We start from the raw sequence: 12,840 nt of genomic DNA, 5'->3' as shown, positions 1-12,840 counted from the left end.
TTGATTTATGCCAATTATCGAAATGCATTTGCTGGTGGGTCGCAGCAGTGAGGACAAGGCACGTGCGGCCAGCGCCATCACAGCCGCAGCCGCGGAAAGCCTGGGAGTGAAGCCGGATACCGTACGTATCCTGATCACTGAACATGGGAAGGATGAGTTTTATGTAGCGGGTCGGGCCGGTCGTGCCAGCGATCAGGCTGCAGCTGAGGCGGCTCAGCAGGAGGCGGCGAAGTGAAAAAGATCAAATGTGCCCTGATCGGGTCCGGCAACATCGGTACTGACCTGATCTACAAAATCCAGCGCAGCCCGGTGCTGGAGCCAGTCTGGATGGTCGGAATCGACCCCGAATCAGAAGGCCTGGCGCGTGCGCGGGAGATGGGGCTTAAAGTCACGGCAGATGGCGTCGATGGGCTGTTGCCGCATGTGATTGAAGACGGTATCCAGATCGCGTTCGATGCCACCAGTGCCTATGTACATGCCGAGAACAGCCGCAAGCTGAATGCGCTGGGCGTGATGATGATCGATCTGACGCCGGCGGCGATCGGCCCGCTCTGTGTGCCGCCGGTCAATCTGGCTGAGCATGCTGACAAGCAGGAGATGAACGTGAACATGATCTCCTGTGCCGGCCAGGCAACGATTCCCATCGTGAGTGCCATATCACGCACCCAGCCGGTTAAGTATGCCGAAATCATTGCCAGTCTTTCATCGCGCTCTATCGGGCCGGGCACTCGCGCTAATCTGGACGAATTCACTTACACCACGTCCAATGCCATCGAAGTGGTGGGTGGCGCCAAGAAGGGCAAGGCGTTGGCGATCATCAATCCGGCCGATCCACCGATGATCATGCGCAACACCATCTACTGTCTCACCGAAGGCGAGCCGGACCAGGCACGTATCCGCGATTCCATCCTGACCATGATCGGGGAAGTGCAGAAGTATGTACCCGGTTACAAGCTGGTCAACGGCCCGAGCTTTGACGGCAACAAGGTCGCCGTATTCATGGAAGTGGAAGGCCTTGGTGACTACCTGCCCAAATACGCCGGCAATCTGGACATCATGACCGCCGCCGCCACGCGTACGGCTGAAATGTTTGCAGAAGAAATCCTGTCTGGAAAAATCGAACTCAAACCGGTGGAGGTGGCCTGATGAGCACACTGAAAGGTCGCAACGTCATTCTGCACGACATGTGTCTGCGAGATGGCATGCATGCGCTGCGTGAGCAGATCAGCGTTGAGCAGATGATCAAGGTTGCCACGGCACTGGATGATGCCGGTGTTCCGTATATCCAGGTCACCCATGGTGCCGGTCTGGGTGGCAATTCACTGCAGCACGGTTTCGCGCTGGCGAGTAACGAGGAATACATCACGGCGGTAGCATCGCGCATGAAGCAGGCCAAGGTGTCGGTGCTGCTGATTCCGGGATTGGGGACCATGAAAGAGTTGCGTTCAGCCTATGATTGTGGGGCGCGCAGTGTCCATGTGGCAACCCATTGCACCGAGGCGGATACCTCTCCGCAGCATATCGCCTGTGCGCGCGAGTTGGGTATGGATACCTCTGGCTTTCTGATGATGTCTCATCTGAACGATGCCAGGGGACTGGCCGAGCAGGGCAAGCTGATGGAGTCCTACGGCGCCAATACCGTCTACATCACCGACTCTGCAGGGTACATGTTGCCGCAGGATGTGTCCGAACGTGTAGGTGCGTTGCGTGATGTGCTCAATTCGGAAACCGAAATCGGCTTCCACGGCCATCACAACCTGGGTATGGGGATCTCAAACTCCATCGCGGCGATCGAAGCCGGTGCAACCCGCATTGACGGTTCGGTGGCCGGGCTGGGTGCGGGTGCCGGCAACACACCGCTGGAGGTGTTCGCCGCAGTATGCGAGCGCATGGGTATTGAAACCGGTATCGACCTGTTCAAGCTGATGGATGTGGGCGAAGAGATTATCGTACCGATGATGGAGCATATTGTGCGAGTGGATCGTGAATCTCTGACATTGGGCTATGCCGGTGTGTACTCCACCTTCCTGCTGCACGCCAAGCGGGCCGGAGCGCGTTTCGGCATCCCGGCACGCGATATTCTGGTTGAGCTGGGCCGCAAGAAAATGATCGGTGGTCAGGAGGACATGATTCAGGACACGGCGATGACCATGGCGAAGGAGCGCGGACTTTTGGCAAGTGATGCCTGATCAAGCGTGAACATTGGTGCTGGGGTAATAATGCCCTGGCGCTAACAGCCGGATGGAAGTTTAAAGGCGGTCTAACTATGAAGGAACAAATAGTACTGGTTGGAGCGACTGGTGCCTTTGGGAAGGTGATTGTTAAGTCGCTGACCAAAGCAGGTTACCAGGTCGTCGCAGTGGCGCGCACGGCGGAGTCCTTGCAGGCACTTCAGCAGATATACCCCGAATTACTGACCTGTCAGGCCGATATCTCGAATGACGCAGCTATCGATGTCATTCGTCAGGTCGCAACTGGGCCGGTGCGAGCTGTTGTGCATGGTCCAGGGGTAGGTGTGGCCGGGGGTATTCTTGAAGCGCCAACAGACACGCTGAACCAGGCGGTCAATATTAAAGTCGCAGGCCTGCTGCGACTGGTGCGTGCTATTGACAAGCAACTGAGTGCTCACTCGCGGCTGATCGCTATCGGGGGGCACTATGGTTTTGAGCCGACCGCCTATGCTGCCGCGGCGGGTGTTGCCAATGCGGCGTTAGTCAATGTCGTTCGACAGCTCAGCCTGGCTTATGGTGATCGTGGTATCACTGCTCACCTGATCGCGCCTGGACCTGCCGATACCGAACGGCTTCACCGGGTGGCAGCCAGTCGTGCCGAACGTCAGGGGAGCACGCTGGATGAAGTCATGGAAGAGATGAGACATGAGTCATCGATTGGCGCGTTTACTACCCCTGAGCAGGTGGCCTGGGCTGTTAGGATGCTGCTTGAGCCTGAAGCTGATGCGATGACAGGCTCAACGCTCATGCTGGATTCAGGTCGACGCAGGGGCATCCCCTGAATACATGTCCCAATTATTTCATGTGCACGAAATATAAGAATAAAAGGAGTAACCTATGCCCGTTGTAACCTTTCGTATTCCCGCGGCACTCGCAACAGAAGCGAGATGCAAACAACTGCTTGAAAAGGGTTCCCTGCTGTATGCCGAACTTTTGGATAGTCCGCTGGAACGTGTTCGTGCTTTTGTGCAGCCATATAACGCTGATCATATGTCTGTGGGCAGCTCAGTTAGCCATGACTCAAACTCGGCATTTTTTGAATACTATGTACTTGCCGGGCGCCCCAAAAAACAGCGTCACGCTGTAATGTTTGGGTTCACAGATTTACTGGTAAGCGTTTTGGAAATTGATCCTCGCTTTATTCGTGGTGCATGCATTCAAGTTGATGCAGATGACTGGTGTATAGCGGGTAGTCCGGCAAGTGCAATCAGATCGGCTGAAATAGCCGCTCGTAATGCTGAGAGCTGAATCGATGGACACCCCAGTAAAGTTCAGTATTGAAATCGTCGACAGTGATGAAACTTTTCTCTGCAGTAGTATGCAAAACGTACTGGAGGGGATGGTTCGATTGGGACGTCGAGGTATCCCGTCAGGCTGTCGAGGTGGTGGCTGCGGCGTCTGTAAGATTGAGGTGCTTCAAGGTCATTACCGCAGCAAAAAGATGAGTCGTAGCCATATTGATGAGAATGATATCGAACACGGCAGGGTTTTGGCATGTCGGATTTATCCTGAAAGCGATCTGGTCATACGTGTTATTGGCAAGATGAAAGGCTCATTTGAACCAAGTTAAAGAACTGAGCGGGACTGCTTCGTTTACTCTCCCCCTTCAGCCACGGATGGCTCTTTTTATTTTGTGCACTCAAGATCGTGATTTTTTGAGTATTCCCGTACTGTAGCCAGAAATGCCTCCAGAATGGGTGACTTATCCCCCTCCCTATAAATACAGCTGAGGTCCGCGCTGGCTCCGGGTGGGGTGTTGGTCAGACGGATGTATGTTACACCTGGCAGTGTGAGAGCTCGTGCAGCTTCAGATACCAGGCAGACGCCAAAGCCACTGGCCACTAAAGCAACGCCGGTTAACACATCATCTACTTCCTGGGAAATCTGCGGAGTAAAACCTGATACCTCACACATTCTGAGTACTTTATCAATGAAATTGGGTCTGCTCTGTGCGGGAAAGAGAATCAGGGGGTGGTTGGCAATTTCACGAAAGTCTATTACTGACAAGGATGCCAAGGGGGAAGAGTCACTTACGGCCAGAAGCAGTTTCTCGGTGACAACCAACTCTGTCTTGATGTCACCCTGAGGTTCGACCATGCGGTTGAAGCCGATCGTGATGCGTTGCTGGCGCAGTGCTTCTATCTGCGAGTGCTTGTCCATTGTGTGAAGCACAATCTTGACGTCAGGGTAGGTGTTTCGGAATGTCAGCAGTATACGAGGGATCGTCTCAAGAATGCCCGAGCCAAAGATGGCAATATCCAGACGGCCGAGTCGACCCTGTCCCGCCCGTTGGGTACGTTCGGTTGCCTGTTCGATGAGCGCAAAAATATTGCGGGCTTCCTGCAGAAACAAGGCGCCGGCGTGTGTGATCTCCATCCCTTTGGCTGTGCGGGTGAACAACTGAACCCCCAGTTCTTCTTCAAGCTGTTGGATCTGACGGGTTAGTGGTGGCTGGGAAATATTAAGTACAGTCGCCGCTCGGCTGATGTGTCCTTCCTCTGCCACGGTCACAAAGTACTTCAGCTTTCTGAGGTCCATTGTAGTGCCTTGTCTGGAGATTTTTTTATGCGTCTCTTCATACCTTATGGGTATGAGGATGGTTAGTCAATTGTATTGGAAGGTAATTAATCAGTTCTATAACGTACAAAATATCCGTGATTGCCAGGGCAATAGCGAGACAAGAATAAAAAACAATACAAAGGAGATCGCATGATGAGCATGCAGTTTAATCCTTCGATGCCAGCGAGCATTGGTACTCGGCGCACACTGCCAGTGGTTGTGGGGTTGATTACCCTCGCGTGTACTACAGGCGTTCAGGCCTTCCAGATCGATAGCTCCAATCCTGACATCCGAATGACCTGGGATAATACGATCAAGTACAGCCTGGGGTATCGTCTCAAGGATGCCGACCCGGATGTGGCCGACAACTCTATTGGACCACAGGGCAACACAAACGATGGTGACCTTAACTTCGATAAGGGTCTGATATCAAACCGTCTAGATATCCTGTCGCAGTTCAACTTGTCCTATAAACGCAAATATGGCCTTCGCCTCAGCGGTGCTGCGTGGTACGACGATGTTTACCACCGTGATACCGATAACCCGGGTGCACTGGTCAATTCGCGCTCTGTTGACTACACCCAGTTCACTGATGCCACCAAGGATTTGCACGGTGGAGATGCAGAAATTCTTGATGCATTTACCTACGGTAACTTTAATGTCGGAGGCAAGAGTCTGAACCTGAAACTGGGGCGCTTTACCCAGTTGTATGGTGAAAGTCTCTTCTTCGGATCCAACGGTATTGCGGCAGCACAGACCTCATTGGATTTGGTAAAAGCACTGTCGGTGCCAAATTCACAGTTTCAGGAAATTCTCCGCCCTGTTGGTCAGCTCTCAGGTCAGCTGCAATTAAGTCCTGACCTATCTATCGGGGGCTACTACCAATTTGAATGGCGTAAATCTCGTATTCCTGGAGCGGGAAGTTATTTCAGTTTTGCCGACTTCGTGGATGAAGGAGGGGAAAGCATGATTCTTGCGCCTGGTCAGGTAGTGTATCGGGGTGAAGATATTGAGCCCAGTGATAGTGGGCAGTTTGGTATGCAGGTCCGTTTTGCTACAGATAATGTCGAATATGGGCTATATGCGGCCCAGTACCACGACAAAATGCCGCAGTTCTATGCACGTCCAGGTGTAAACGTGCAGCCTGGTAGTGTGGGCGATTATATGCAGGTCTTCGGTGAAGATATCCGCACCGTAGGTGCCAGCTTCAGTACACTTGTTGGTGAGACCAACGTTGCTGGTGAACTGTCATTCCGTGACAACCAGCCTTTGGTTGCCAGTGGTAATGCTGTTATCACCAATGCGCTCTCAGATGGAGGCGATAATGCAGCGTATCCAGTCGGCCGGACTATGCACCTTAACCTTTCCATGATCAGTGTGTTACCTGAGAGCGCACTCTGGGATGGTGCTACTTTCATCGGTGAGTTTGCTTACAACCGCCGTCTAAGTATCAGCGACAACGCAGATCAACTCGACCCTTCAGCTACTCGCAGTGCCAGTGCTTTACAGTTTGTATTTACACCTGAATATTTCCAGGTATTACCAGGGCTTGACTTGAAAACGCCGATTGGAGTGGGTTATGGGCTTTCTGGACGATCATCAGTCAGCGGCGTGCTGTTCCCGTCGGAAGGTGGCGGCAACATCAGCTTAGGGTTAACTGCAGATTACCAGCGGACTTGGCAGGCAGCACTTAACTACACACATTATATCGGTAGTGCTGGCTCCATCATCAAATACAACACGGCTGTTCCAGAACTGTCATATGACAACTTCCACGGTGACCGTGACTTTATTTCACTCTCAATTCAGCGCACGTTCTGATCTGTTTAGTACCTGTGGTAGGAGAATAACAATGAAATCGACTTCAAAAATTCTGGCAGGTGTAACGGCCCTGCTAATATCGGCTCCCCATGTGTATGCAGCTGTTACAGCTGAGGAAGCAGCTCGCTTAGGTGCGGAGCTAACACCTCTTGGTGGAGAGAAATCAGGTAATGCTGACGGCAGTATTCCTGCATGGACTGGTGGAATCACCGAGATGTTGCCTGGTGATTACTTGGGTGACATTCCCAAATCCATCTTTGCTGATGAAAAGCCGATTTATCAGGTAACCTCACAAAATATGTCTCAGTATCAAGAGTTACTGAGTGACGGCGTGCAGGCAATGTTGCAGAAATACCCTGACAGTTTCCGCCTTGAGGTATATCCGACGCATCGTACTATGGCTGCCCCTCAGTCGGTCTATGACAACACATTAGCTAATGCGACCCGATGCAAGCTGATCGAGGGAGGCTATTCTGTTGAAGGTTGTGCTGGCGGTATCCCGTTCCCGATTCCACAGGAAGGTGTGGAAGTGATGTGGAACTTCCTGATGCGTGTGGAAGCGCCGTCTATTGAGTACACGTTCAAGAACATTGTGGGTAATGCCGATGGCAGTCATACCCTGGCGACCCGTAATGACATCTCCTTCCAGTATCCGCAGTACTACAAGGATGCAACGCCACAAAACTGGTCAGGCGAGTACTCAATGTTCCGTTTCAATACGCTGGAGCCGCCTTTCAAGGCCGGTGAGTCTCTGGTGGTACGAGACAGCATTGATCGTGATCAGCCGCGTCAGGCATGGCAGTATCTGCTGGGGCAGCGACGTGTGCGTCGTGCTCCGACAGTCTCTTACGATACCCCGGACTTCGTGGCCTCAGGTGCCAACTACTTCGATGAGGTACAGGGCTTCTTCGGTTCTGTTGATCGCTTCAACTGGACGTTGAAAGGCAAACAGGAGCTGTTGGTACCCTACAACACCAACAACTTTGTCGGCGCTGCACTTGATGATGCTCTGAGCACGTATCACCTGAATCCAGATCACGTGCGTTGGGAAAAGCACCGTGTCTGGGTTGTTGAAGCCAATGTGGCTGATGGCAAGCGTCATGCCGTGCCCAAGCGAACCTACTATGTTGACGAAGACAGCTGGCTGGTCCTGCTGGTTGATGGTTACGACGCTGAAGACAAGCTGTGGCGGACATCCATGGTAACGCCTTTTGTCGTGCCCAAGATACCAACCTTGATGATGAAAACAGCTACCGTGTTCAACCTGCAGGCCAACACCATGAGCTTGATCCAGGCCGTGAACGAAGAAAACTTCCGCATTGTTGAGACTAAACCGGAAACCTTCTTTACCGGTGATGCTGTTGCTGCAGAAGCCGTTCGCTAAAAACTGAGTCGCCTGCATCGGTATTGCCGGTGCAGGCGACTCGGCCAATTACCGGGCAGGTATCCGGTAAACCCGCCAGTTGAGTAGTTAAAGATGAAAATAAAAAACGCCAGATTCAACCAGGTGTTGAAAGCCTCGGTATTGAGCACGCTCCTGATCAGTGCAGCTGACTTTTCATTGGCTCAGCCTGCAGATCGAAACTCAGTGCCCGATCTTCTGGAGTTGCCGGCACAGCAAGCCGCCCGAGGACTCCAGTCGATCCAGCTCGGTATCGCGTTGGCAGGTGAGCGTCTTGTCTCGGTAGGTGAGCAGGGCATTGTTCTGTTGTCGGATGATAACGGGCGCAGCTGGCGCCAGAGCTCAGCTGTACCGGTCAGCGTAACGTTGACTGATGTTGAGTTTGATTCACCCATGGACGGCTGGGCTGCCGGCCATAGTGGTGTGATTCTTCACACGGCCGATGGCGGTGAAACCTGGACGTTGCAAATGGATGGCTACAAGGCCGCCGATCTGATTCATCAGGAAGCCAGACGCAGGCTTGATGCCGGTATGCCGTACGCAGAAGATGCCGTTCGCAATGCCGAATACCTTGTCAAGGAAGGCGCCGACAAGCCGTTTCTTGACCTGTTCTTTGCTGACCAAAACCGGGGCTGGGCGGTCGGTGCCTATGGCATCGCCCTGCATACCCTTGATGGGGGGCAGAGCTGGCAGTCCAGTGTGGAGCTGATTCCAAACACGGGTGGCCGGCATCTTTACTCGGTCCAGATGGAAGGCAGTCGTCGCATCATTGCCGGTGAGCAGGGGAGTCTGTTCCGACACGGGGCCGAGGCGTCGACCTACTCCCGAGTGGAAACCCCCTATGAGGGAACGTTCTTCGGTTTTGTGCCCTTGTACAACGATGAGCTGCTGGTATTTGGGCTCAGAGGCAATGTCTGGCGCAGCAGCAATGAGGGCTGGGAGGCGATTGATCTTGGCTCGGAGGCGACCCTGACGGCAGGACTCAAACTGAAGGATGACCGCATTCTATTGGCTGACGAGGGTGGCCATCTGATGCTGGGCAACGACCGTGGCCTGGACTTCAAAAAGCTGGATATCAACCCGGTACCTTCAATTACAGACATGACGCTTGCCCGTGATGGTGCCTTGATACTCGCCACCGCAAGGGGCCCCGTGCGTCTGGAAGATTCCATTTTTGCGCTGGAAGACAAGTGATGAATAGCTCCAATCAAGCCCATACAGGTGAGATGATTCGTCACCTGGAAGATTTTGATACCCGTTCCGGTCGGCTGACGGAGCGGCTTCTGTTTAACAATCGTATCGCCGTAATCCTGATTTGCATGGCGATTACAGTGTTTCTGGGGATGCAGTCTGTCAATCTTGGCATGAGTGCAGCCTTTGAAAAGATGATCCCAACCAGTCATCCCTTCATCGTTAATTTCCTTGAAAACCGCAAACAAATGGCGGGTACGGGCAACACCCTTCGGATTGCGGTTGAAAACGCGGAAGGCACCATCTTTGATGCCGAGTATATGGACACCTTGCGAAAAATCCACGACGAGATTTTTCTGCTGCCCGGTGTCGATCGCCCCTTCATGAAATCACTATGGGCGCCGGCCGTACGCTGGACCGGCGTGACAGAAGAGGGTCTGGACGGGGGCCCCGTCATACCGGATGGATATGATGGTTCGGCTGAAAGCCTCGATCAGGTACGCAACAATGTTGAGCGGTCAGGCGAGATCGGTCAGCTTGTGGCAGCAAACTTCAAGTCTTCCATTTTGTTGGTGCCGTTGCAGGAAACCGATACATCAACGGGAGAGCGTATCGACTACCATGCGTTCTCGCAGCAGCTCGAAGAATTAAGAAGCAAGTACCAATCAAACAAGGTTCGCATCCATATCACCGGATTTGCAAAGGTCGTGGGCGATCTGATCGAGGGGCTGCAGCAGGTGTTGCTGTTCTTTGCCCTGACGATCGCCATCGCGATGCTTGTACTTTATCTGTATACCCGCTGCCTCCGCAGCACGTTGTTGGTCGTGCTGAGTTCGCTGACGGCTGTGGTTTGGCTGCTGGGATTGTTGCCCCTGCTGGGCTACGACCTGGATCCCTACTCGATTCTCGTTCCTTTTCTGGTGTTTGCCATCGGCATGAGTCATGGCGCGCAGAAAATGAACGGCATCATGCAGGATATTGGTCGAGGTGTGCACAAGTTGCTGGCAGCGCGCTACACCTTCCGTCGCCTTTTTCTGGCCGGTTTGACAGCCTTGCTGTCTGATGCGATTGGCTTCGCTGTTCTGATGCTCATTGATATTCCGGTGATTCAGGATCTGGCTGTGACGGCCAGCATCGGTGTAGCGGTGTTGATTTTTACCAATTTGATCCTGTTGCCTGTGCTCCTGTCTTACACCGGAGTGAATGCAAAAGCTGCCGAACGCAGTATTCGTGCTGAGATTGCCGATCTCAACGATACGGAACATAGCAAACACCCATTCTGGGCATGGCTGGATCTGTTCACCCAAAAGCGTTACGCCACTGTTGTTGTAATTATTTCTATTCTACTGGGTGGATTTGGGTTGGTAGTCAGTTCAAAGGTTAAAATAGGTGACACCGGCCAAGGAGCACCGGAGTTGCGAGCTGACTCGCGTTACAACACCGATAACGCGTTCATGGTGGACAACTATGCTGCCAGCAGTGACGTTTATGTTGTGATGGTGCGCACAGGACAGTATGAGTGCGCCCACTACGACACACTGATGGCGGTGGATGCCTTGGAGCGTCAGTTGGCTCAGTTGCCAGCCGTGGAGTCCACCAGTTCACTTGCCGGGTTGGCGAAAATTGCGCAAGCTGGTATGAATGAGGGAAGTCTGAAGTGGTATGGCATTCCGCGTTCTCAGGGGATGTTAAACGCGATTATCACACGGGCACCTCGTGAGCTGTTCAATCAAAACTGTGATTTGCTGACTGTATATGCTTACCTTAAAGACCACAAAGCGGATACGCTGAGCAGCGTTGTTCAAACAGTGGAGCGTTTCGCAGCCGAATATAACAGCGATAATATCCGCTTTTTGAGTGCTGCAGGTAATGCGGGTATCGAAGCTGCTACCAATATCGTAGTGGAAAAAGCAAATGTGCAAATGCTGGTACTGGTCTACTCAGCCGTTATCCTGCTTGCCTTCATTACTTTTCGCTCATGGCGTGCCGTTGTCTGTGCAGTACTGCCCTTGATGCTGACATCCATACTCTGTCAGGCATTGATGGTTTGGCTGAATATTGGTGTAAAGGTGGCAACACTGCCCGTGATTGCACTGGGTGTCGGTATCGGTGTCGACTATGCGCTTTATATTCTTACCGTCACTATGGCACGTTTGAAGGAAGGCAAAACGTTGTCAGAGGCTTACTATCAGGCATTGCTTTTCACCGGAAAGGTGGTTGTCTTGACAGGTATCACATTGGGTGTGGCGGTCTTTACTTGGGTGCTTTCGCCAATCAAGTTTCAGGCAGACATGGGTATTTTGCTGGCATTCATGTTCATCTGGAACATGCTCGGAGCACTGATACTGCTGCCCTCACTGGGTTATTTCCTGCTTAGAAAAAAAGCATGACGTAAATACATGCTTTCATGACAGGGATGTCATTTAATTATTGAGTGATCTCTGATGACTATAAAAACAAATCTGAAATCAGAGCGCTTTATATTGGTGGCGCTCATGGTGGTACTGGCTTTCATGATTTACAGTGCTAGTGATCATCAATTGATAACTCTCGCTTTTGTTGCTTTGTTACTGAGTGTGGGCTACCACCTATCAAGTACTGCACGAGAAAAACGACTGGAAAATGCAGCGAATCAAATATGCTCCCTCTTCGATACCGGAGAGGGTAGGCGATCTCCAAGTGAGCAGTTACTCCAGCTGAATGACGTGCTAGCTGAAAAGGTTGGCAAGGCAGCACGCATCAACGAGTTAACTCGCTCGTTGTCCAGTGCGGCTGGGAGTCTTGTCTCCAACTTTACGCAAATTGTGGCAACAGCAGATCGCCAAGCGCTGCTGGCTGAGCAGACGACCGCTGTTGTCCAAAGTGTTGCAGGGCATGCGTCAGATATCAGTTTACAATCCACAGAACTGGTAGATGTATCCTCATTGGTGCAACAAAATGCGCAGAAGGGGAATGGAACTGCCTGTCAAATGGCAGACAGCGCTGCAAGAATGCTGGACGTGATCACAAAGGTATCCAGTGATTTTTGTATGGTACGCGATGATGTTGCACGGATAGGTGATATTGTGAACATCATTCAGGAAATTGCGGCTAAAACCAATTTATTGGCACTTAATGCAGCCATAGAAGCCGCCCGCGCTGGTGAAAATGGACGAGGCTTTGCTGTTGTGGCTGATGAAGTGCGTCAACTAGCGGAGCGTACTGAACGCTCTACTCAGGATGTCAGGCAGATTATCGACAGTATTGGAACGGGTATAGGAAAACTTGATGTTCAGTTGACCGAGGCCACAGAAGTGACGGAAACAGTTCATAGTGTGGCAGAGGACGTATCGGCATTACTGAAAAGCATTGATGAGCATTCAGCCAGTGCAACGCATGAGTCCAATCTTATGCTGAACGGCTCAAAAGCTCAAATGCAAACCACAGGCCAGTTAGAAAAGTCTGCCTATGAGGTAAAACAGCTTTCTGATAGCCTGGATCAATTGGTTAATAACTGTAATGAGGATGTTCGCCAACTCACGATGCAGTTCACGACAATTAAACCTGAATCAGTGAATTCATCTGCTATTGCCGTGCCACCGCATTGAATATAACCACATTCTTTAACACCGCTCGATCTTATCCGGATTCTGCCGC

At 52.1% G+C, this 12,840-nt stretch carries 12 protein-coding genes; 11 read left to right on the top strand and 1 reads right to left on the bottom strand.

The window, feature by feature from the left end:
- The first annotated feature begins 7 nt into the window (after window positions 1–7).
- The 6 genes from ABIE61_RS16660 to ABIE61_RS16635 all read left to right on the top strand — a co-directional run bounded on the left by ABIE61_RS16660 (window position 8) and on the right by ABIE61_RS16635 (window position 3,801).
- Window positions 8–235 carry a tautomerase family protein gene (locus ABIE61_RS16660; protein ID WP_354411538.1) on the top strand — a complete coding sequence of 76 codons (228 nt, stop codon included), beginning with the start codon at window positions 8–10 and terminating at the stop codon, window positions 233–235.
- Complete coding sequence (locus tag ABIE61_RS16655; protein WP_354411536.1) at window positions 232–1,146, top strand: acetaldehyde dehydrogenase (acetylating); 915 nt, start codon at window positions 232–234, stop codon at window positions 1,144–1,146. Before ABIE61_RS16660 ends, ABIE61_RS16655 begins: the two co-directional genes overlap by 4 nt.
- The gene (gene dmpG / locus ABIE61_RS16650; protein ID WP_354411533.1) at window positions 1,146–2,189 is read left to right on the top strand and encodes a 4-hydroxy-2-oxovalerate aldolase; all 1,044 of its coding nucleotides are present in this window, start codon (window positions 1,146–1,148) and stop codon (window positions 2,187–2,189) included. Before ABIE61_RS16655 ends, dmpG begins: the two co-directional genes overlap by 1 nt.
- 77 nt (window positions 2,190–2,266) lie before the next feature.
- Window positions 2,267–3,013 carry an SDR family NAD(P)-dependent oxidoreductase gene (locus ABIE61_RS16645; RefSeq protein ID WP_354411531.1) on the top strand — a complete coding sequence of 249 codons (747 nt, stop codon included), beginning with the start codon at window positions 2,267–2,269 and terminating at the stop codon, window positions 3,011–3,013.
- Between the two features lie 55 nt (window positions 3,014–3,068).
- Window positions 3,069–3,479: a hypothetical protein gene (locus ABIE61_RS16640; protein ID WP_354411529.1), complete on the top strand. Its 411-nt coding sequence runs from the start codon at window positions 3,069–3,071 to the stop codon at window positions 3,477–3,479.
- Window positions 3,480–3,483: 4 nt separating this feature from the next.
- Entirely contained in the window at window positions 3,484–3,801 is a 318-nt protein-coding gene (locus ABIE61_RS16635; protein WP_354411527.1) for a 2Fe-2S iron-sulfur cluster binding domain-containing protein, read from the top strand.
- Window positions 3,802–3,857: 56 nt separating this feature from the next.
- On the opposite strand, the gene ABIE61_RS16630 is transcribed toward ABIE61_RS16635, so the two are convergent.
- The gene (locus tag ABIE61_RS16630) at window positions 3,858–4,769 is read right to left on the bottom strand and encodes a LysR family transcriptional regulator (protein ID WP_354411525.1); all 912 of its coding nucleotides are present in this window, start codon (window positions 4,767–4,769) and stop codon (window positions 3,858–3,860) included.
- Window positions 4,770–4,940: 171 nt separating this feature from the next.
- On the opposite strand from ABIE61_RS16630, the gene ABIE61_RS16625 reads away from it, so the two are divergent.
- The 5 genes from ABIE61_RS16625 (at window position 4,941) to ABIE61_RS16605 (ending at window position 12,791) form a co-directional block, all read left to right on the top strand.
- Complete coding sequence (locus tag ABIE61_RS16625) at window positions 4,941–6,611, top strand: DUF1302 domain-containing protein (RefSeq protein ID WP_354411523.1); 1,671 nt, start codon at window positions 4,941–4,943, stop codon at window positions 6,609–6,611.
- 31 nt (window positions 6,612–6,642) lie between these two features.
- Entirely contained in the window at window positions 6,643–7,995 is a 1,353-nt protein-coding gene (locus tag ABIE61_RS16620) for a DUF1329 domain-containing protein (RefSeq protein ID WP_354411522.1), read from the top strand.
- A 93-nt stretch (window positions 7,996–8,088) separates the two neighbouring features.
- Window positions 8,089–9,207, top strand: coding sequence for a WD40/YVTN/BNR-like repeat-containing protein (locus ABIE61_RS16615; RefSeq protein ID WP_354411519.1), 1,119 nt, complete (start codon window positions 8,089–8,091; stop codon window positions 9,205–9,207).
- On the top strand, window positions 9,207–11,594 hold the full coding sequence (locus ABIE61_RS16610; protein WP_502915068.1) for an efflux RND transporter permease subunit: 2,388 nt from the start codon (window positions 9,207–9,209) through the stop codon (window positions 11,592–11,594). Before ABIE61_RS16615 ends, ABIE61_RS16610 begins: the two co-directional genes overlap by 1 nt.
- Before the next feature lie 54 nt (window positions 11,595–11,648).
- Complete coding sequence (locus tag ABIE61_RS16605) at window positions 11,649–12,791, top strand: methyl-accepting chemotaxis protein (protein WP_354411517.1); 1,143 nt, start codon at window positions 11,649–11,651, stop codon at window positions 12,789–12,791.
- Window positions 12,792–12,840: the final 49 nt, after the last annotated feature.

This window comes from Marinobacterium sp. MBR-111 (assembly GCF_040547585.1).
GTDB classification, from domain to species: domain Bacteria; phylum Pseudomonadota; class Gammaproteobacteria; order Pseudomonadales; family Balneatricaceae; genus Marinobacterium; species Marinobacterium iners.
This window is presented reverse-complemented; position numbering and strand designations above follow the sequence as displayed.

Coding starts and splice junctions, on each gene's coding strand:
- ABIE61_RS16660 (WP_354411538.1), top strand. CDS start 8: ATGCCAATTATCGAAATGCATTTGCTGGTGGGTCGCAGCAGTGAGGAC.
- dmpG (WP_354411533.1), top strand. CDS start 1,146: ATGAGCACACTGAAAGGTCGCAACGTCATTCTGCACGACATGTGTCTG.
- ABIE61_RS16645 (WP_354411531.1), top strand. CDS start 2,267: ATGAAGGAACAAATAGTACTGGTTGGAGCGACTGGTGCCTTTGGGAAG.
- ABIE61_RS16640 (WP_354411529.1), top strand. CDS start 3,069: ATGCCCGTTGTAACCTTTCGTATTCCCGCGGCACTCGCAACAGAAGCG.
- ABIE61_RS16635 (WP_354411527.1), top strand. CDS start 3,484: ATGGACACCCCAGTAAAGTTCAGTATTGAAATCGTCGACAGTGATGAA.
- ABIE61_RS16630 (WP_354411525.1), bottom strand. CDS start 4,769: ATGGACCTCAGAAAGCTGAAGTACTTTGTGACCGTGGCAGAGGAAGGA.
- ABIE61_RS16625 (WP_354411523.1), top strand. CDS start 4,941: ATGATGAGCATGCAGTTTAATCCTTCGATGCCAGCGAGCATTGGTACT.
- ABIE61_RS16620 (WP_354411522.1), top strand. CDS start 6,643: ATGAAATCGACTTCAAAAATTCTGGCAGGTGTAACGGCCCTGCTAATA.
- ABIE61_RS16615 (WP_354411519.1), top strand. CDS start 8,089: ATGAAAATAAAAAACGCCAGATTCAACCAGGTGTTGAAAGCCTCGGTA.
- ABIE61_RS16610 (WP_502915068.1), top strand. CDS start 9,207: ATGAATAGCTCCAATCAAGCCCATACAGGTGAGATGATTCGTCACCTG.
- ABIE61_RS16605 (WP_354411517.1), top strand. CDS start 11,649: ATGACTATAAAAACAAATCTGAAATCAGAGCGCTTTATATTGGTGGCG.